This is a genomic window from Methylobacterium sp. E-046, from assembly GCF_022829625.1.
Classification (GTDB): Bacteria; Pseudomonadota; Alphaproteobacteria; order Rhizobiales; family Beijerinckiaceae; genus Methylobacterium; species Methylobacterium longum.
This window is the reverse complement of the sequence record NZ_JAKSYP010000085.1, coordinates 64,252-82,027: the sequence shown is the minus strand read 5'-3', so window position 1 is coordinate 82,027 and position 17,776 is coordinate 64,252. Positions and strand designations below refer to the sequence as shown.

Sequence of the window (17,776 nt, the reverse complement as noted above, 5' to 3'; positions counted from 1 at the left end):
CCGGGCCAGACCCGGAAGCTCACCCGGTAGGTGGCCGTGACGAGGTGGTCCGGCGTCTTGTAGCGGAGCGTGACGCCATCGACCTCCAGAAGAGGCTGACCCGTGTCCATCCATCCTCCCACGCGCCGCGGCTTGGGCCGCTCTCGATGCCACTGCACCGCGCTCTGTTCTTCGCGGCCCGCGTCGTGCCGCGAAGATCTCTGGAACGCACCGCAACCGCGTCCGATCTCGCAGCGACAGGTGACTGCGCGGGCGGAGTCGTGCCTCGGCCAAAACGCGGTCCGGTACCCACCGACATGAAACGCCGCAGCGGTTCTCCTCGATAATGCATCATTTATAAGACTGCTGGCAACAGCAGCCTCGTCCATGGGTGGCCGTTCTACGCCTGTCCGCGCGCCGACGTAGATCGCAGGCCGCAAACCGCAGGTTGGCTAAGCTGGCACAGGCCTCCTTTGCCGGAGCGTTCGACCCCGTTCTCCGAAGGTTGCCCGGTTCAGGCCAGGACATCGACTGCATCATGTGATGGCGCATCCTAGATCTGCGCGATCGACAGCGAAAACGTCGCACGACGACTGGCGGGACCAGGAGAATCGGAAGTGACCGATGCATTCCAATCGGCCGCGTCCTACAAAAAACTTGGAAATCTTGCAGATCAGATGATCACAATGATGAGCGAGATCGGCCTTCCAAAGCGCCGCCTCCATGCCGGGCATCTTAGATTCAACACTATACACTAAAACACAATATTTTAACTGAAACACCTTCGGCCGACAGGAAGCGATACGCTCAATCGCCGACACGAAAACAGAGTCCCGATGTCCCGAGGATTTTTCAACGCGATGCCTCCGGGCTGAGAATCAGCTTCGGCGCAGCAACCCGGTTCGCGTCCATATCGGCGAAAGCGGTCGCGCCTTCGGCGAGAGGCCGTTCCTCGACCCAGTCGAGGGAGCCCAGGCGGCCATCCGCGAGGGCACCGATCACGTCGCGGAACTCCTGCATCGTGTAGCAGTAGCTGCCCGACACCACGATCTCCTGAAGCGTGATCTTGCGGACGTCGAGCCCTTCCTCCCCCGGAAGCAGCCCGATATGCACGATCACCGCCCCTGGGCCCGCGATCCGGCTGGCCTCGGCCCGCGTCGCCCGGCTGCCGACGGCATCGAGGACGAGGTCGGCGCCGTTGGGACCCGGGCCGTCGGCATCGCCCGGCGCGTGGCAGCGTGCCGTGGGGAGACCGCGCGCGGCCGTGGCGCGCCGCTCGGGATTCGGCTCGATGACGGCGATATCGGCGGCACCCTGCATGGCCAGGATCAGACCGGACCCGAAACCGATCGCCCCGCCGCCCAGAACCACGCATCGCGCCCCCGCCAGAGGGCGGCCGAGAAGCCGCGCGCCCTGGTTGACGGCGTGATAGGCGACGGCGAGCGGCTCGGCGAGGGCGGCGTGGGCGATCGACAGCGTATCCGGGATCGGCACGAGGTTCTTCTCGGGGACGCAGACGTAGTCCGCGAAGGCCCCGGGGCGCGGGGGCATCGAGAGGATCTGCCGGCTCGGGCACAGGTGCGAGCGCCCGGATTCGCAGGCCGGGCAGTGTCCGCAGGTGACCAGCGGATTCACCGCCACGCGCGCGCCGGCCCGCGGACCCGCCGCGACCCGTCCGGCGGCCTCGTGGCCGAGGATCAGCGGGGCTGGGCGCCGGGCATCGTGACCGTGATAGGCGTGCATGTCCGAACCGCAGATGCCGACCGCCTCGACCCGCACCAGCACCTCGCCGGCCCCCGGCACGGGAACCGGCACGTCGTCGACGATGAGCGCGTTCGGCCCGGTGTAGATCAGCGCTTTCATCGCGGGGCCTCGGACAGGCGGGCGTTCATTTGGCGGTGAATCCCCCGTCGACCGGCAGCGTCTGCCCGGTGACGTAGGCGGAGGCCTCGGAGGCGAGGAAGACCGTCGCGCCGTAGAGGTCGGTGAGTTCGCCGTTGCGGCCGCAGGCCGTTTGCGCGGCGTTGCGGGCCGCGCGCTCGGCATCGGCGAACACCGCCTGCGTCAGCGGCGTCGGGAAGAAGCCGGGCGCGATCGCGTTGCAGGTCACGCCGCGCGCCGACCACGCCTCCGCGATGGCGCGGGTGAGCTGGACTACCGCCCCCTTGGCGGCCCCGTAGGGCGCGGAGTCCGGAAAGGCCCGGTAGGATTGCAGGGAGGCGACGTTGATGATCCGCCCGTATCCGCGCGCCGCCATCCCCGGCGCGAGGGCCTGGGTCAGCAGGAAGGGCGCGCGCACGTGCAGAGCCATGTGCCGGTCGAAGGCCTCCGCCGTTACGGCCGCGAAGGGTTGGCGCAGGTTCATCCCGGCGGCGTTCACGAGGATGTCGACCGGCCGGCCGTCGAGCCGCGCGACGAGGTCGGCGATGGCGTCGGGCTCCGCGAGATCGGCGGCCAGGACCTCGCTGGCGATCGCCTCCGCCCGCAGGTCCTCGGCCGCCGCCGCGAGGTCGGCCTCCCGGCGGGCGGTCAGGATCAGCCCGGCCCCGGCGAGGCCCAGCGCCCGGGCCAGCGCCAGCCCGAGCCCGGAATTGCCCCCCGTCACCAGAGCCGTCCGCCCGGTCAGGTCGAACAGGCGCGTCAGGCGGAAGGTCATGCGGTCACCGCCTCGCCGAGATCGAGGCCGTGGCCGGGGAAATACTTCGCGAGCCGGTGGTCGGCCGTGCGGGCATGGGCCTCCATGCCCTCCAGGCGCGAGATCCGGGCCGTGGCCTGGGCGATGGTCTTGCAGGCCTCCCGGTCCATGCGCTGCCACGTCAGCGGTCGGAGGAACTTGTGCACGGACAACCCGGCGGAATACCGGGCGGCATACTTGGTCGGCAGGATGTGGTTCGGGCCGGAGGTCTTGTCGCCGAAGGCGACCGTGGTCTCCTCGCCGAGGAACAGCGAACCGTAATTGCTGAGCTGCGCGAGCCACCAGTCGAGGTCGGCAGCGTGGACCTCCAGATGCTCGCTCGCGTAGCGGTCGGAGACGGCGACGATCTCCTCCCGGCTCCCGCACACCACCACCTCGCCGTAGTCGCGCCACGCGGCGGCGGCGGCGTCCCGCGCCGTGGGCGGCAAGGCGTCGATCAGCGCCGGCATCCGCGCGATCACGTCGTCCGCGAGGGCACGCGAGGTGGTGAACAGCCAAGCCGGGCTCTCGTGCCCGTGCTCGGCCTGGCCGACGAGGTCCGAGGCCACGAGCGCCGGGTCGGCGGTCTCGTCGGCGATGATTCCCACCTCGGAGGGGCCCGCGAAGACGTCGATCCCGACGCGGCCGAACAGCATACGCTTGGCCTCGGCCACGAACTTGTTGCCGGGTCCGACGATGATGTCGGCGGGCTTGCCGGTGAACAGCCCGAAGGCCATCGCGGCGATCGCCTGGACGCCGCCCAGCGTCATGATCACGTCGGCGCCGGCCACCTGCATCGCGTAGAGCACGTAGGGATGGATGCCCTCGCCGCGGAAGGGCGTCGAGCAGGCCACGACCGTCGGGACGCCCGCCGCCTTGGCGGTGGCCACCGACATGTAGGCCGAGGCGATGTGGGCGTAGCGCCCGGTGGGCACGTAGCACCCCGCGACGTTGCAAGGGACGAGCTTCTGGCCGGTGACGAGGCCCGGCACCAGCTCCACCGAGAAGTCCTGGACGCTGTCGCGCTGGGCCTCGGCGAAGCGCCGCACCTGCCCCGCCGCGAAGGCGATGTCCTCTTTGACGCGCTCGGGGATGTCCTTCGTGCGCCGGGCGATCTCCTCGGGGGTCACGACGATCTCGCCGGTCCAGCGGTCGAGGGAACGGGCATAGTCCCGGACCGCCTCCTCGCCCCGCGCCTCGATGGCGGCGAGCATCTCCGTCACGACCTGCCGCGCCGCGTCGGTCTCGGTCTCGGGCGTCTTGGTCGCCCGCTTCGCGTAGTCGATCGTCATGATCTCTGCCTCTTCCGGATAGTGCGAATGAATGCAGACGGCGCCTCTCAAGAGAGCGAAGTCTCGGCCCGCCCGGGCCCCGGGCGGAGCTCCTGACGGCGCTGCGAGGCGACCGGCCGCGCTCAGTGCGGGGCCGCCACCCCGTCGAACTCCGTGGCGAAGGCCCGGAGCTTCGGATCGGCCGCGACGCGCTTCATGAAGGCGTCGTCGATGTATCCCTTGGCATCGGGCGCCTGCGCGATGGTGCCGACCTCGGCCATGAAGGTGCCGATCCGCGAGAACCAGCCGTCGACCTGCGAGGGGCCATCCGCGCGCGCCATCGCCTTGAGCTGCGCGTCGAGGGCGTAGGTCGGGCGCAGCGCGAATTCCTGGTCGATGGCGTGGTCGGACGCCTCGACGCCGCCCTCGGCGTAGAAGCGCTTGGCCATGTCGTGCGCTTCCTTGGGATTCGCCTTGGCCCAGCCCCAGCCCCGGAGATAGACCGCGAGGAACTTGGCGACCGCGTCCGGATGCGCCTTGGCGAAGTCGGCGCGGGTGATCAGGGCGCCGGGCACCATGGCGTCGGCGTCGGCCCCGCTGCACAGAACCTGCGCGCTGGCCTTCTCCTCCAGCGTGTAGGTGTTCGGAGCCCAGACGCCGACCACCTCGCCCGCGTCGGCGATCATCGCCGAGATGATCTGCGCCTGTCCGAGGTTGACGAAGCGCATCTCGCGCGGGCCGAGGCCCCACTTCCGGAGGCAGGCGCGGGCGGCGTAATCGGCGGTGGAGTTGGTGGTGACGAGGAGCTTCTGTCCGGCGAGCTGCTTGGGATCCTTGAGGATCGCATCGTGCCGTGCGGCGCGCACCATCAGCGCGTTGGTCTTCGATTCGTCGTTGGTGAGGCCGATCGTCAGCAGGCCGAAGCGCGCCGCGCCGAGGATCGCCGGCACGGACCCGGTCCCGCCAACATCCCAGGATCCCGCCTGCGCGGCGGCGACCTGGGGTGCGCCGGCCGGGAAGACCGCAAAGGTGGGCTCGAGGTCGACCTCCTTCCACCAGCCCTTCTGCGTGGCGATGTAGAAGGGCAGCGCCCAGTAGAGCGACGGCTGATAGGACACGCCGATCCGCTCGGGCTCCGCAGCCCGCACCTGGAGGGGCGGCGCGACCGCGGGCGCCAGCGCGAGGGCGCCCGCCAGGAGCCATGCCAGCCGCCGGCCGGCCCGGTACCCGTTCCCTCGAATCTCGGTCATGTCGCCTCTCCCTCGGATCGCGGACCGTCGGCTCATCGGCCGGCCGGCTTCTCTTCGCGCAGCGATTTCCAGATGTGCGTCCGCAGGTGGATGAACGATTCGAGGTCCATCACGTCCTCGATGCGGGCGTGCTCCTCCCAGCGTTCGGTTTCGCGGACCGCCTTGACGTCGATCATCTCCTTGATGCGCCCGGGGCGCCGGGTCATGACCGCGACCCGGTCGGCGAGGTAGACGGCCTCCTCGACCCCGTGGGTGATGAACAGGACGGTGCGCGGGTTCCTGCGCGCGAGGCGGACGAGTTCCTCCTGCATCACCACGCGGGTCTGGGCGTCGAGGGCGCCGAAGGGCTCGTCCATCAGGAGCACTTCGGGCTCGAGGACGTAGGCGCGGGCGATGGCGACGCGCTGCTGCATGCCGCCGGAGAGCTGGTGCGGGTAGGCGTCGGCGTGGCTCGAGAGGCCGATCATGTCGATCGCCGCGGCGACGCGCTCCTGGCGCTCGGCGGAGGGCATGCCCTTGTTGCGCAGCCCGAACGCGATGTTCTGCGCCACGGTCTTCCACGGGAACAGCGCGAATTGCTGGAACACCACGGCGCGGTCGGGCCCGGGCTCGGTGACCGGCCGCCCGCCGACGGTGATCCGGCCGCCGGTCGGGGCTTCGAACCCGGCCGCGAGGCGCAGGCAGGTCGTCTTGCCGCAACCCGAGGCGCCGACGATGGCCACGAACTCGCGGTCGGCCACGGTGAGGTCGACGCCGTCGAGCGCCTTGACGTTGCTCCCGAAGCTCTTCTCGACTCGCTCGAACCGGATTGCGCTCATCGGATCCCCTCAAGCCTGTCCGTGATGCCGGCGGAGGCGGGTCTCGAGCGTGCGTAGCGCGACGTCGATCACTACGCCGACGAGGCCGATCGCGACCATTCCGACCATCACGGTCGCGGTCGAGACGGCCCCCTGGGCCTGCACCATCATGAAGCCGACCCCCGTCGAGGCCACGATCAGCTCGGCGCCAACCAGGGATTGCCACCCCAGGCCCGCGCTGATGCGAAGGCCGGCGACGATCGAGGGCAGGGCGGCCGGCAGGAGCACCTCGGCGATCGTCCGGTAGCCCGGCGTTCCGAGCATCTCGGCGGCTTCCAGCAGGCGCGCGTCGATGTAGCGGGCGCCGCGATAGGCGTTGATCAGGCAGGGCGGAAAGGCGCCCGCGAAGATGATCAGGATCGGGCCGCCGATCCCGGTGCCGAACCAGAGGGCGGCGAAGGGCACCCAGGCGATCGGCGCGATGAAGCGCAGCCCGTCGAAGATCGGCGTGACGATGTCGTCGAGGAGGCGCGACCAGCCCATCGTCAAGCCGAGCGGCACGCCGACCGCGGCGGCGAGCAGGTAGCCGATCAGGAACCGCTGCAGGCTGGAGGCGACGTGGGCGGGGAGCGTGCCCCCCGCGAACGGCCGCTCGGTCAGGGTCGCGAAGCGCTCGGCCACGGCAACCGGTCCGGGAAGGAACAGCGGCGAGACGAGGCCGGACCGGGCGAGGAACGCCCAGGATCCGAGGAAGGCCAGGGTGCCGATGGCGCCGAGGGCCAGGCTGCGGTGCAGCGGGAGCGGCTGGCGGGAGGCGATCATGCCGCCCCCCGCAGCTGCGCCCAGCCGATCGCCCGGCGCTCGGCCATCCCCAGCAACGCGGTGCTGCCGGCCCCAAGCACGCCGACGGCCGCCATGCCGACGAGGATCATCCCTGGGTAGAGGTCCTGCTGCGCGACGTTCAGCACGTAGCCGAGCCCCGCGAGCGAGCCGACGAGCTCGGCCGCGACCAGGGTGGTCCAGCTCGCTTGGAGCGCCAGCCGCAGCCCCGTGAAGATCATCGGCGCCGCCGCCGGCGCCAGCACGTCGGTGACGAAGCGCAGCCGCGGGGTGCCGAGCATCTGCGCCGCCTCGACGATCTGCGGCGGCACGCCCCGCACGCCGGCCTGGGTGCTGATCACCGCCGGCGGCAGCGCCGCGATGACGATGACCATCACCTTGGCCCCGTCGCCCAGGCCGAGCCACAGGATGGCGAGCGGGATCCAGGCGAGGGGCGGGATCGGACGCAGCAGCAGGAAGACCGGGTTGATGAGAGCCTCGGCCGTGCGGTTCCAGCCCATCAGCAGGCCGAGGGGAACGCCGAGCGTCACCGAGACGAGAAAGCCCAAGGCAACGAGCCGCAGCGAATGCAGGACGTGGACGAGGAGCGTCGTGTCGGGATAGCCCCGAACGAAGGCTTGGACCGCCGCCGTTTCCACGTCGCTCGGCGCCGGAAACCGCCCCGCCGAGATCAGGCCGAGGCCGGTGGTCGCGACGTACCAGAAGGCGGCGATGACGACGAGCGTCGCCATGCCGACGCACATGCGGCGGCTGAACTTCACGGCGTTTCCTCGCGCAGCGATGGTCGTCTTGTCGCGACTCACCGCATGAGCATTCAATGAATGCGCTTTCATTGTGCGCGTCGGAGAAGGCTTGTCAACTCTCGGTACGATAGTCACCGCAGTGACGGCCGCACGCGCCGATGTTCTGCGGCGCACGGCTCGGCGCGGGCGTTGCGTTTTCTTGAATGCGCATTCATCACTGCGCGAAACGAGCTTCGGCCGAGAGTGACTTGCCGTGAAACGTCAGCAGCGCGCGACATTGCAGGCGGTTGCCCAACGGGCGGGCGTCTCGCCGGCGACCGCCTCGCGCGCGATGGCCGGCGCCTCGATTGTCCATCCGGACACGATCCGCCGGGTGCGCGCGGCGGCCGAAGCCCTCGGTTACCTGCCCGGTGGCCCGGCCCAGGCCCTGGCATCGGGCCGGACGTACACGATCGGAGCCATCATCCCGACGCTCGATCACTCGATCTTCGCCCGCGCGATCCAGGCCCTGCAGACGACCCTGGCCCGTAACGGCTATCAACTCCTGATCGCCGCACACGAATACTCGGCCGTGGAGGAAGGCGCCCTCGTCCGGTCCATGCTCGGTCGCGGGGTCGACGCCCTGATGCTGGTCGGCGCAGACCATCTTCCCGAGACCTGGGCACTCGTCACCGAAACGCTGATCCCGGTGGTGCTGACGTGGTCGTTCGATGACCGGCTCGACTCGATCGGCTTCGACAACGCGGCGGCCGGCTACCTCGCGGCCCGGCACCTGCTCGCGAAGGGCCACCGCCGCTTCGGCATGGTCTCGGGCTTTACCCAGGCCAACGACCGTGTGCGCCTGCGCATCGACGGCGTGAGGCGAGCCCTCGCGGCGGAGGGACTCGAGCTCTCCAACGCCCGCGTATCGCAGCAGCCCTTCTCTCTCGCCGGCGGCCGGGCGGGCCTCTTGCAACTCTTAGGTCTTGCTGAGCCCCCGACGGCCGTGGTGTGCGGGAACGATCTCCTTGCCGTCGGCGTGCTTCTTGAGGCCGAGCAACGCGGCCTGAACGTTCCCCGCGATCTGTCGGTCGTCGGGATCGACAATCTCGAGATCGCGAGCCACATCGCGCCATCCCTGACAACGATCCATCTTCCGACCGCGGAGCTCGGACGGGAAGTCGCCGAGCACCTGCTAGCCCGCCTGCGCGGGGAGCTACGCGCGAGCCGGACGGAGATGCCGATCGAGCTGATTGAGCGTCGTTCGTCCGGACCGCTGTCGACGGCCCATCAATCGGCCCATCCCGTGGCTTCCGCGCGGCGTCAAACCGGTGCGCAGTGACGACGGAGTTCGCTTTCGAAGGCTGCCGTGCCTATGCCGGATCGGGCTTCGACGTCTCTGCCCTCCCGATGCGCCCCTCTTCCGCCTCGTGAATGTACCGCTGCGCGACGAGCCAACCCTTGGAAAGTACGCAGGGGCAGCGTGCGGGCAATCAGTACGATCGGTCAGGACGTGACCGCGTGAACCCACCAGTCGACGACGACGCGCAAGGGCTCGGGTTTCGCTGAGCCGCGCAAAGCGAAGCACCTCGCAACCAGGACATACGCGGGGATCCCGCCCCTCCGGGGTGTTTTCGACCGCGTCCGGGATTGGAGGCCCCGCGCGGTCTGCGGCGGCGCCGCACCCGGTACGCATCCACGATCGCTCGGGAGGCGTCGGCCGGAACGGCCGAATCATCCGGTTCGACCTGGCTCTACGGTGTCCGATCCAGCAGCCGGATCGGACAAGGGTCACGCAGGCCTTCCGGGGACAGGGCCTCCCTGTCGTTTCGCGCGGCGGGCCGTGACGACGGCATCGATGGCTCTGAGGATCTCGTGCCCGGCATCGATACGGCCGAATGCCTCGGCGATCTCAGTGGCTCGGCGGCGGAAATCTGGCTCGTCGAGCACGCGCGAAATCGACGTGCGCAGGAGGTCGACGGTCGGCATATCCGTCGCGAGATCGATCCCGACTCCCGACCAGCCGATCCGCGCGCCGACTTCAGCCTTGTCCTCGGTTCGACCCGCCGAGACGATCGGCACGCCGGCAGCGAGCGCGTGCGAGACGCTGCCATAGCCGCCATTGGTCACGAGCAGGTCCACCTTGGGCAACAGGGTGTCGAAAGGCAGGAAGCTCGCAACCCGAGCGTTGGGCGGCAGGCTTCCACGAAGGGCGTTGACGGGGCGTCCACCGGTGGTAGCGACGACGAGCAGATCGTCCCGGTCGGCGAGGGCCGCCAGAGCCGGTTCGACCAGCGATCCGAAATCGCCATTGGCGAGTGTGCCCTGCGTCACCAGAACGACGCGTTTGCCCCCGTCGAGTTCATGCCACCAGTCGGGCAGCGGCATTTCGACATGCGGGCTGGGCAGCAGACCGACAAAGCGCAGACCGGGCGGCGGCGTCCCGAAATCATACTCAAAGGGCTGGACCGTCGGCTGAAGGAAGAGGTCCGGCAGTACGACGATCGAGTGCGGGAGCGAGGCCGGCAACGGCGGCAGCCCCAGTCCTGCAAGAAGCAGATCGGTGTGCGCACGCACGGGATTGACGAAGGCCGCGTCGGTACTGGCCTTCAAGGCCGCGTAACGCAGCCGCTCGGCCTCGTCCTTGGCGGGCGGGAGCCCGACTCCTACCGGCGCGTGATCAGGCCGGTCGAGGAAGAGGAAGCTCACGTTCAGGACGGCAATCGGGGGCCGCGGTTGGATGTCCAGGAGCAGGGGCAATACACCGAGGAACAGGCTGCCGGCGATGACGACATCGGGCTGATGCTCCGCAATCAGCCGCCGCAGGCCTGCGGCCTGGCCCGGCATGCCGTTGATGAAGCGTCGCTCAAACTCGTGCCGCCACCGTTCCGGTCCGGGCGGCAAATCGGCATCCAAGTAGGCCGCGGCGCCTCCATCATTGCAGGGCGCGAAACGCAGCCCTGCTGCCTCGATCCGGGCCTGGAAGGTTCCGGCTGTGGTGAACAACACGTCGTCGCCCCGGGCACGCAGTCGGTGACCGATGGCCAGCAGCGGATTGACATGTCCCGTCAGGGCGGACGCTGCGATCAGGATCCTCATCTCGGATCTGCCTCCCTTTGGATGAGACATACACACCAGCGCGAAGTCATGGACCCTGCCTCGAGTTGTGGCGTCCGCGTTTGGAGAAGACCGAGCGGGAACGCTGATTGCGTCGGCGCAGGCGATCAGACATGTCGGCGACGGCGATGGCACCGAGTGTCATTTCTCGAGCGCCCCCAGCGAGAATTATCGCGAATTGCCAATATGGATGTATTCAGCATCCGGGACAAACCCCTCACGATTTGGCATCCGGACCTGCGCCAGATTTTCTTTCGAAAGAACGAAATCTTCCGGGATGATGGCATTCAGGCTGAGGATATACGCCGTGACCGCATAGGTTTCGTCCGCTGTCAGGCTGCCGGGATCTGGATAGGGCATCGCTCGCCGGATGTAGTCGAACAGGCTTGTGGCGTACGGCCAGAAGAAGCCTACCGTCTTGACCGGCTTCGCAGAGGCGAGCGTACCCTGGCCGCCGACCAGCCGATCCTTGGCTCCCCCCTGCCCACCTGCGCCATGGCAGGCCGCGCAGGTCTGCTCAAAAATCACCTGTCCTCGCGCTGCCGTCCCACCGCCGATCGGCAAACCTCGACCATCGGGCCGGACGTCGATGTCCCAAAGCGCGATCTCTTCCTGGCTCGCCGCGCGACCGAATTCGGCAGCCTGCGTCGACGAAGATGCGGCCGTCACCAGGATGGTGCCGAGAACGAGGTTACGCCAAAACATTGCGCACATGCCCTGCCTCGTCGATGCCCCAGGTTTGCTGAGCGCTATAGTGGAATAGAGCATTCGTGCCGACCTGAGCGATGAAGCTGGCGCGGTCAGGCTGAACGTTGCCCTGCTCGTCCGTCGAGCGGCTCACGATCTTCGTCGGCCGGCCGTCCCACACCCAGTCGTGCTGGAAGCGGGCCTGCGCCTTCGGAAGAACCGGGCCGGTCAGGGCCGCGACGGCCCAGGTGGCGCCGCCATCGGCACTCACCTCCACCCGGGTAATCCGCCCGTGCCCGCTCCAGGCAAGCCCGGTGATCCGGTTGGAGCCGGGTTTGATCCGCATCATCCCGGAGGGCGCGGTGATGACGGAGTTGACGTCCTGCTTGAGTTGGAACTGGCGCGCTTTGCCGTCTGGCCGCAATTGCGTGTAACGCGCCGTTTCCCAACGCGTCATGAAGGGTTGATCGCCGAACTTCAGCCGCCGCAACCACTTGATGTTGAGGTTACCCTCGAAGCCCGGCAGGAACAGCCGAACCGGAAAGCCGTGCGCCGGCCTGAGCGGCTCGCCGTTCTGACCGTAAGCCAAAATCCCTTCGGCGATGATCTCGTCGGTCAGCGGGATGCTGCGCGCAACGGCAGCACCGTCGTCGCCTTCCGCAAGCATCCAAGTGGAGGCGCGGTCCACGCCGACAAGGTCGATCAAGAAGGAGAGCGGGACGCCGGTCCACTCATGCGTGCTGACGAGGCCATGCGTGTTCTGCACGGTGACGGTGTCGGGAGCGGATTTCCAGTTTTCCCATCCGTTACCCGTGCATTCCAGGAATGCGATACGCGAGATCGACGGCATCGCTCGGAGATCTTCCAGCGTTAGTACGAGCGGTTGCTTCACCATGCCGTGGACAAGCACACGGTGCTCGCTCGGGTCGAGATTGGGAACACCGGAGTGGCTGCGTTCGTAGTGAAGGTCCGTCGGGGTGATCGTTCCCACGAACTTGTCGAGCGGCGACTTCGAATTGATCGCGGCGCTCGGGTCCACGTTGCGTTGTCCCGGAGCCGCTTCGGGGATGCGGGCGATTTGCACGTAGGGTGAGCGAGGGCTGTATGCGCCGAGGTCGTCGCCGGGCCCCCGCGGCGGCACGTCCGCCAGCGTGTCGGCCGTCGCGGGAGCCGCGATGACGCCACCGGCCGTTGCGGCCGTTGCGGCCGTCGCGGTCAGGAAGCGTCTTCGTGACAGACGATCCGGGTCGGAGAACCTCTTCAGCATGGCTGCCTCCCTTGGCGTTCACCGCGGCTATCCGGTGGGACCGTGCTCCGGTCATGCTTCGGCCGTTCAGGGGGCGGCGGCCGAAGCTGAGACCGCCTCTGCGATGACCTTGCCGGCTGGCGCCAGACGTTCGGCCATCCCGGCAGGAAGGTCGTGCTTACCGTCGAGGGTCTTCGCCGCGTTGTAGACCACCAAGGCGCGACCACTCTCGTCCTCACGGACGAGAACCCGAAGGGGAAGTTCCAGCGCGAAGTCCGGGGCCGCGAGCATCAACGGCGTTCCGCCTCGCGGATTGCCGAAGACCAGGACAGTGGTCGGCGGCATAGCGAGCCCGACCGATTGAGCCGCAGAACGGTGGTCGATCACGGCAAAGATCGTGAATCCCGTGACTTCCAACGCAGATCGCAGACGCTTGAGCGTCTCTTCAAAGCCGAATGCACTCTGGATGCGGACAGCCTCCACGTCCTGATGTGTCATCTCCGCACCATCGACTTTCATGCGTGTGAGGTAATTAACGATCTTCGGGATGTCGGAGGGATCCACCGGCGCCTTGTAGGCATGGATCATCTTCTCGATCTCAGCCTGCCATTCCGTCCGCGTGAGACGAGGCTGCGTGAGCACCATGCCGGCCGAGTGGCAGGCCAAGCAGTTGCTGTTGATCGCCTCGGCCTCCTGCCCGCCCGGGAACGATCGGTCTCCCATAGGCAGTTCCACCGTCACGGAACGGAACGGCATGGGCTCCGCAGCGGAGGTTGTGGCGAGCCCGGCCAGGACTGTGGCAAGTGGCAGGATGCGCGTCACACCAGCCTCCTAGGTGGCCGTCACGGAAAGGGTTTCGACTTCGCCGCGCATGAAGCCGTTCGGGTTCCAGGTCGGCTCCAGCGGCTGGACCACGCCCTGCGCATTCGTGCAGCGGACCATCAGGCTGAGTTCGCCGACAGCCGGCATGGGCAGCACGACCTCGAAACGCCGGAAGCTGTAGCGACCCTCGTCGGTGCCGAGCCGCGCGGGCAGCCAAGTCCGCCCGCCGTCTCCGGACAGTGTCACGGCCTTGACCCCGCAATCGCCGCCGAAGGCGATGCCACGCAGCGCGAGCGGTGATCCGGCCTCGACGGTGTCGCCCGGCGCCACATTCGTCAGAAAGGCGCGCGGCACCATCCGGCTGATCGGGACGGTTGGATAGCCGGTCTCCCCAGGACGAACGCTGCCTCCGAGCGTGTCCGGGACGCGGTAGGCCGTCTTCATCCAGAATTGCTCGTCCGCCTGATCGAGCACCTCGATGTCGGAGAGCATCTTCACCCAGTAAGTTGAGTACCAGCCCGGCACAACGAGGCGCAGCGGAAAGCCGTTCAGAAGCGGAAGCTGATCGCCGTTCATGGCATAGGCGACCATTATTTCGTCGGTGCGGGCGTGATCGATGTCGAGCGACTTGCGAAAATCCGGGGCTCCCGGGACAACAGGCTCGTCCAGCCCATCGAAGCGCACCTGCGCGGCGCCGGCGCGCACCCCCGCCCGGTCGAGGATGTCCTTGAGCCTCACGCCCGTCCAACGCGCGTTGCCCATCGACCCGTGAGCCCATTGAGCGCCAGGCACCCGAGGCTCGAACAGGCCGCGCGAGTTGCCGGAGCATTGATTGACGGCAACAATTTCAACCTGCGGCAGTCGGGCGATTTCATCGAGCGAGAGCGACAGCGCGCGCTCGACGAGCCCGTGCACGCGCAGTCGGAAGGCGGCGGCGTCGATCTCGGTCGGGATCACGGCCCAGTGCCAGCGCACGAAGAAGCGGTCGTTGGGGGTGAGGACGCTGTGATCAAACACCTCCAGCGGCGTCTCCAGCAATGGCGGCCGCGCGCGCTGAAGGATCATAGAGCCTTTACCCGGGAAGGCGGTGGTAAGTGCTCGCTGCCTGGGGTTACTGCGAAATGGAAGCTGGATCTCCGGTGAGGCGGTGGCGTCGATGGGCAGGCCCCCCACGGTCGCAAGGAAACTACCCAGGACGGCGCGACGGCTCAAAAACATGCTTGGGCGCGACATGACGATCGGTTCCCCGAGCTGCAATTTTCCTTGCGATCGAGCTTGGATTTAAAGGCAATACTTGATCGACAATGCGTGGCCTGTATTCGGCTTCCCATACTCGCCCCCGGGTCCGATGCCGGGGGATGGGCCTGCGAGGCGGCGACGGGGCCAAACTACGGACTTGAGCGATCCTGCGCGATCTCCGAGCGGCTCAGCCTGATGACCGAGCGGATCAATCCGGGATACTGTGATCGCTCGGCCTACCCCATAGCGGAAGCTGCCCAAAGCCGATCCCGGCCCACCGCGAAAGGATTTCTTCGGGCTTGCGGTGGGCGACCGGAGTCGAAGGCTTCGTATGATCGGCTTCAGATCGATGGTCTAAACTCACATCTTCAAATATACTTCGCCAACAAGCCGACATCGTCTCGACCGCTTCGAACATCTAGGGCGCGTAGTGCGTAAAGACAAAATCATTGTTTTTCGCTTCGCGGGCGTGGCACGGCGCGCAGGTTTTCATCAGGTCCTCGCTCGCATTGGCCTTGCCATGCTCGAATTGGCCATATCCCCAGCCACCCGTCTCCGCGTATTTCTTGGAGTCTTTGACGCTAAATTGAACATTAGTCGGTGAACCAGGAACGAAGGACTGGATTTGTCCAAAAATCGCATTGTTCTCAGGTGAAGGCACATACTCCCAAGCCAGTCGCGCGATGATCGCGCCATCCGGGAAAGGGCGCGTTCCGTCTCGATAGGCCTGTATCGCGATATCATTTCCGAGAACGGCGCGGATGTCGTTGAGGCTGCCGGCTTCGTGAGCCACACTGATCATCTGCCACTCGCGATACCCAGCAGGAAGTCTGATGCCGAAGACCGGCGACGCATTGTCGTCAGCCCCTCCGACCGCGAAGGGAGTGAAGACGCCGATGCAGGCGCCCACGACGCGGGCCCCCAACCGGATAGATGCCGTCCTCATGGCGCCCTCCTGCCCTCGGACTCAAGTACAGAACCATTCCTTCATCGAAACGCGCCCGTGGCAATTGCCAACCGGTCCGTTCCAACGGCGTCGGCAGGGCCGCCGCGCTTCAACCGAGAACGCGCCGCGCGGGTTCGTCGCGTCGGTTCCGGCAGCCCCCCGGACTCAGCGGCCGCCGATGCTGCGATCGAGGAAATCGCCGATCAGCGGCGCCATGACGTCGAGCTTGTCCTCGAGCGCGAAGTGCCCGGTATCCAGCAGATGCAGTTCGGCGTCGGGCAGGTCTCGGAGATACGGATGCGCGCCGTCGGCCGGGAAGATCGTGTCGTTCCGGCCCCAGACGATCAGCGTCGGCGGCGTGCGCTCGCGGAAGAAGGCCTGAAATTGCGGGTAGAGCGGTACGTTGGTGCCGTAATCGCGGAAGAGGTCGAGCTGAATATCCTTATTGCCCGGCCTGTCGAGGAGCACTTGGTCGTGCAGCCAGTTATCCGGATCGATCCGGGAAACGTCGGCCACGCCGTCGACATACTGAAACCTCGTCGTTTCCGGTGCGACGAGGAACTCGAGGGCCTCCCGTCGCTCGGGGGTCTCTTCGCGCCAGTAGGCCTTGATGGGATCCCAGAACGCCTTCAGCCCCTCCTCGTACGCGTTCCCGTTCTGGACGATCAGCGCGCTGACGCGATCGGGATGCTTGAGGGCGAGCCGGTAGCCGACCGGAGCACCGTAATCCATCACGTACATCGCGTAACGGTCCGCCCCCAACCGGGAGAGCAGGCCGTCGATCAGGTCGGCGTAATGCGCGAACGTGTACGCGAATGCCCGGTGATCGGGTGCGTCGCTGCCGCCGAAGCCGGGATAGTCGGGTGCGATGACGCGGTAGCGGTCGGCCAGGAGCGGGATGAGGTTGCGGAACATGTGCGACGAGGTCGGGAAGCCGTGCAACAGCAAGACGACCGGGGCCCGCGGCGGGCCCGCCTCCCGGTAGAAAATTCCCACCTCCTCGACTTTGGCGGTGCGGTAATGGATCACCGGAATGCTGGCGGGATCAATCATGCAGCCCCCTTCGCATCGAACCGTTCGGTCGAAGTTACCGTATTGTGATCGGAACCAGAATGCCTAAGCTGCGCAATCCTTGATTTCGCGGGGCGGAACAATGATCGACCGTCTCGACGCGATGCGGGTGTTCGTCGTCGCTCTGGACGAGGGGAGCCTCGCCTCCGCCGGTCGACGGCTCAATCGCTCGCCGGCCGCCGTGACCCGGGCCGTCGCCGCTCTGGAGAACCATGTCGGCGTGCGGCTGCTGCATCGGACGACACGACGGTTGCAGTTGACCGAGGCGGGCGAGCGGTACGCCGCCGTCTGCCGCCGGGTGCTGACGGACTTGGACGAAGCCGACCTCGCCGTCGCCGGGAACCGGGCTGCCCCCCGGGGCGTCCTCACCGTCACCGCGCCCGTGATGTTCGGGACACGCGTTCTACGCCCGGTCGTGGGCGCCTTCCTGAGAGCGTATCCAGCGATGCAGGTCCGCTACCTGCTGCTCAATCGGATGACGAACCTCGTCGATGAAGGCATCGATGTCGCGCTCCGGATTGCCCCCTTGCAGGAGTCCAACCAGATCGCGGTACGCATCGGCACGGTGCGCCGCGTCCTGTGTGCATCACCGACGTATCTGGCTGGCCGACCGCCGATCGAGTCCCTGTCCGATCTGGCCCATCACGCCTGCATCGGGATCGAGCCGACAAGCCCGAACGATATCTGGAGCTTCCCGCCCGCACCCGGCGGCAGGATCGCCCGCACGGTTCGCGTCAAGCCGCGCCTGATGGTCAACACCGACGAGGCCGCCGTCAGCGCGGCGGTCGACGGCGAAGGCATCGTCCGGATCTTCTCCTACAAGATCCAGCGTGAAGTCGCGGGCGGCAGCTTGGTCGTCCTGCTTCCCGCGGACGAGCCGCCGCCGGTGCCCGTGCACCTCGTCACGGTGCCCGACCGCCTATCTCTCGCCAAAGTGCGAGCCTTCATCGATTTCGCCGCTGCCCGGCTCCGGGCCAATCTCGACGGCATCGCCGCACGCCGCGAAGACCGACGCTTCGACGGAGACCCACGCGACGCCGACATTCCGCATCCCCGAGAGATGCCTCGCCAGGATGCCGCTGACCCTCTGTTCAGGTCGCCATGACGCATCGGCG

The 17,776-nt window shown here is 67.4% G+C and carries 16 protein-coding genes; 2 read left to right on the top strand and 14 right to left on the bottom strand.

Annotated features, from left to right (window positions below):
* Positions 1-831: 831 nt before the first annotated feature.
* The 7 genes from MKK82_RS07180 to MKK82_RS07150 all read right to left on the bottom strand — a co-directional run bounded on the left by MKK82_RS07180 (position 832) and on the right by MKK82_RS07150 (position 7,572).
* Entirely contained in the window at positions 832-1,842 is a 1,011-nt protein-coding gene (locus tag MKK82_RS07180) for an alcohol dehydrogenase catalytic domain-containing protein (protein ID WP_243985129.1), read from the bottom strand.
* Between the two features lie 25 nt (positions 1,843-1,867).
* Positions 1,868-2,635, bottom strand: a complete 768-nt coding sequence (locus MKK82_RS07175; RefSeq protein WP_238290282.1) for an SDR family oxidoreductase — start codon at positions 2,633-2,635, stop codon at positions 1,868-1,870.
* Positions 2,632-3,945, bottom strand: coding sequence for a histidinol dehydrogenase (gene hisD, locus MKK82_RS07170; protein ID WP_243985127.1), 1,314 nt, complete (start codon positions 3,943-3,945; stop codon positions 2,632-2,634). The genes MKK82_RS07175 and hisD overlap by 4 nt, the downstream gene beginning before the upstream one ends.
* Positions 3,946-4,067: 122 nt before the next feature.
* Positions 4,068-5,174 carry an ABC transporter substrate-binding protein gene (locus tag MKK82_RS07165; RefSeq protein ID WP_243985125.1) on the bottom strand — a complete coding sequence of 369 codons (1,107 nt, stop codon included), beginning with the start codon at positions 5,172-5,174 and terminating at the stop codon, positions 4,068-4,070.
* Positions 5,175-5,206: 32 nt separating this feature from the next.
* Complete coding sequence (locus MKK82_RS07160; protein WP_243985123.1) at positions 5,207-5,992, bottom strand: ABC transporter ATP-binding protein; 786 nt, start codon at positions 5,990-5,992, stop codon at positions 5,207-5,209.
* Between the two features lie 9 nt (positions 5,993-6,001).
* Entirely contained in the window at positions 6,002-6,793 is a 792-nt protein-coding gene (locus tag MKK82_RS07155) for an ABC transporter permease (protein ID WP_243985120.1), read from the bottom strand.
* A complete protein-coding gene (locus MKK82_RS07150; RefSeq protein WP_243985118.1) occupies positions 6,790-7,572 on the bottom strand; it encodes an ABC transporter permease in 783 nt (260 codons plus the stop codon). The genes MKK82_RS07155 and MKK82_RS07150 overlap by 4 nt, the downstream gene beginning before the upstream one ends.
* A gap of 235 nt (positions 7,573-7,807) precedes the next feature.
* Here MKK82_RS07150 and MKK82_RS07145 point away from each other — a divergent pair, with 235 nt between their 5' ends.
* Entirely contained in the window at positions 7,808-8,875 is a 1,068-nt protein-coding gene (locus tag MKK82_RS07145; protein WP_313902087.1) for a substrate-binding domain-containing protein, read from the top strand.
* A gap of 449 nt (positions 8,876-9,324) precedes the next feature.
* Here the strand turns inward: MKK82_RS07145 and MKK82_RS07140 are convergent, their stop codons facing one another.
* The 7 genes from MKK82_RS07140 to MKK82_RS07110 all read right to left on the bottom strand — a co-directional run bounded on the left by MKK82_RS07140 (position 9,325) and on the right by MKK82_RS07110 (position 16,643).
* On the bottom strand, positions 9,325-10,632 hold the full coding sequence (locus MKK82_RS07140; protein WP_243985115.1) for a glycosyltransferase: 1,308 nt from the start codon (positions 10,630-10,632) through the stop codon (positions 9,325-9,327).
* A gap of 186 nt (positions 10,633-10,818) precedes the next feature.
* Complete coding sequence (locus MKK82_RS07135; RefSeq protein ID WP_243985113.1) at positions 10,819-11,364, bottom strand: c-type cytochrome; 546 nt, start codon at positions 11,362-11,364, stop codon at positions 10,819-10,821.
* Entirely contained in the window at positions 11,342-12,604 is a 1,263-nt protein-coding gene (gene soxC, locus MKK82_RS07130) for a sulfite dehydrogenase (protein ID WP_243985112.1), read from the bottom strand. The genes MKK82_RS07135 and soxC overlap by 23 nt, the downstream gene beginning before the upstream one ends.
* Positions 12,605-12,670: 66 nt before the next feature.
* Positions 12,671-13,405 carry a DUF302 domain-containing protein gene (locus tag MKK82_RS34175; protein WP_238290271.1) on the bottom strand — a complete coding sequence of 245 codons (735 nt, stop codon included), beginning with the start codon at positions 13,403-13,405 and terminating at the stop codon, positions 12,671-12,673.
* A 9-nt stretch (positions 13,406-13,414) separates the two neighbouring features.
* A complete protein-coding gene (locus tag MKK82_RS07120) occupies positions 13,415-14,638 on the bottom strand; it encodes a molybdopterin-dependent oxidoreductase (protein WP_243985111.1) in 1,224 nt (407 codons plus the stop codon).
* Between the two features lie 424 nt (positions 14,639-15,062).
* Positions 15,063-15,590 carry a cytochrome P460 family protein gene (locus tag MKK82_RS07115; RefSeq protein WP_238290269.1) on the bottom strand — a complete coding sequence of 176 codons (528 nt, stop codon included), beginning with the start codon at positions 15,588-15,590 and terminating at the stop codon, positions 15,063-15,065.
* Positions 15,591-15,755: 165 nt separating this feature from the next.
* Positions 15,756-16,643, bottom strand: a complete 888-nt coding sequence (locus MKK82_RS07110; protein WP_238290268.1) for an alpha/beta fold hydrolase — start codon at positions 16,641-16,643, stop codon at positions 15,756-15,758.
* A gap of 100 nt (positions 16,644-16,743) precedes the next feature.
* Between MKK82_RS07110 and MKK82_RS07105 the strand changes: the two genes are divergently transcribed.
* Positions 16,744-17,766, top strand: coding sequence for a LysR family transcriptional regulator (locus MKK82_RS07105; protein ID WP_238290267.1), 1,023 nt, complete (start codon positions 16,744-16,746; stop codon positions 17,764-17,766).
* Positions 17,767-17,776 lie beyond the last annotated feature (10 nt).

Bases quoted from the DNA above. Each gene is read 5' to 3' on its own strand.
- MKK82_RS07180 (WP_243985129.1), bottom strand. From the start codon at position 1,842: ATGAAAGCGCTGATCTACACCGGGCCGAACGCGCTCATCGTCGACGAC.
- MKK82_RS07175 (WP_238290282.1), bottom strand. From the start codon at position 2,635: ATGACCTTCCGCCTGACGCGCCTGTTCGACCTGACCGGGCGGACGGCT.
- hisD (WP_243985127.1), bottom strand. From the start codon at position 3,945: ATGACGATCGACTACGCGAAGCGGGCGACCAAGACGCCCGAGACCGAG.
- MKK82_RS07165 (WP_243985125.1), bottom strand. From the start codon at position 5,174: ATGACCGAGATTCGAGGGAACGGGTACCGGGCCGGCCGGCGGCTGGCA.
- MKK82_RS07160 (WP_243985123.1), bottom strand. From the start codon at position 5,992: ATGAGCGCAATCCGGTTCGAGCGAGTCGAGAAGAGCTTCGGGAGCAAC.
- MKK82_RS07155 (WP_243985120.1), bottom strand. From the start codon at position 6,793: ATGATCGCCTCCCGCCAGCCGCTCCCGCTGCACCGCAGCCTGGCCCTC.
- MKK82_RS07140 (WP_243985115.1), bottom strand. From the start codon at position 10,632: ATGAGGATCCTGATCGCAGCGTCCGCCCTGACGGGACATGTCAATCCG.
- MKK82_RS07135 (WP_243985113.1), bottom strand. From the start codon at position 11,364: ATGTGCGCAATGTTTTGGCGTAACCTCGTTCTCGGCACCATCCTGGTG.
- soxC (WP_243985112.1), bottom strand. From the start codon at position 12,604: ATGCTGAAGAGGTTCTCCGACCCGGATCGTCTGTCACGAAGACGCTTC.
- MKK82_RS07120 (WP_243985111.1), bottom strand. From the start codon at position 14,638: ATGTCGCGCCCAAGCATGTTTTTGAGCCGTCGCGCCGTCCTGGGTAGT.
- MKK82_RS07115 (WP_238290269.1), bottom strand. From the start codon at position 15,590: ATGAGGACGGCATCTATCCGGTTGGGGGCCCGCGTCGTGGGCGCCTGC.
- MKK82_RS07110 (WP_238290268.1), bottom strand. From the start codon at position 16,643: ATGATTGATCCCGCCAGCATTCCGGTGATCCATTACCGCACCGCCAAA.
- MKK82_RS07105 (WP_238290267.1), top strand. From the start codon at position 16,744: ATGATCGACCGTCTCGACGCGATGCGGGTGTTCGTCGTCGCTCTGGAC.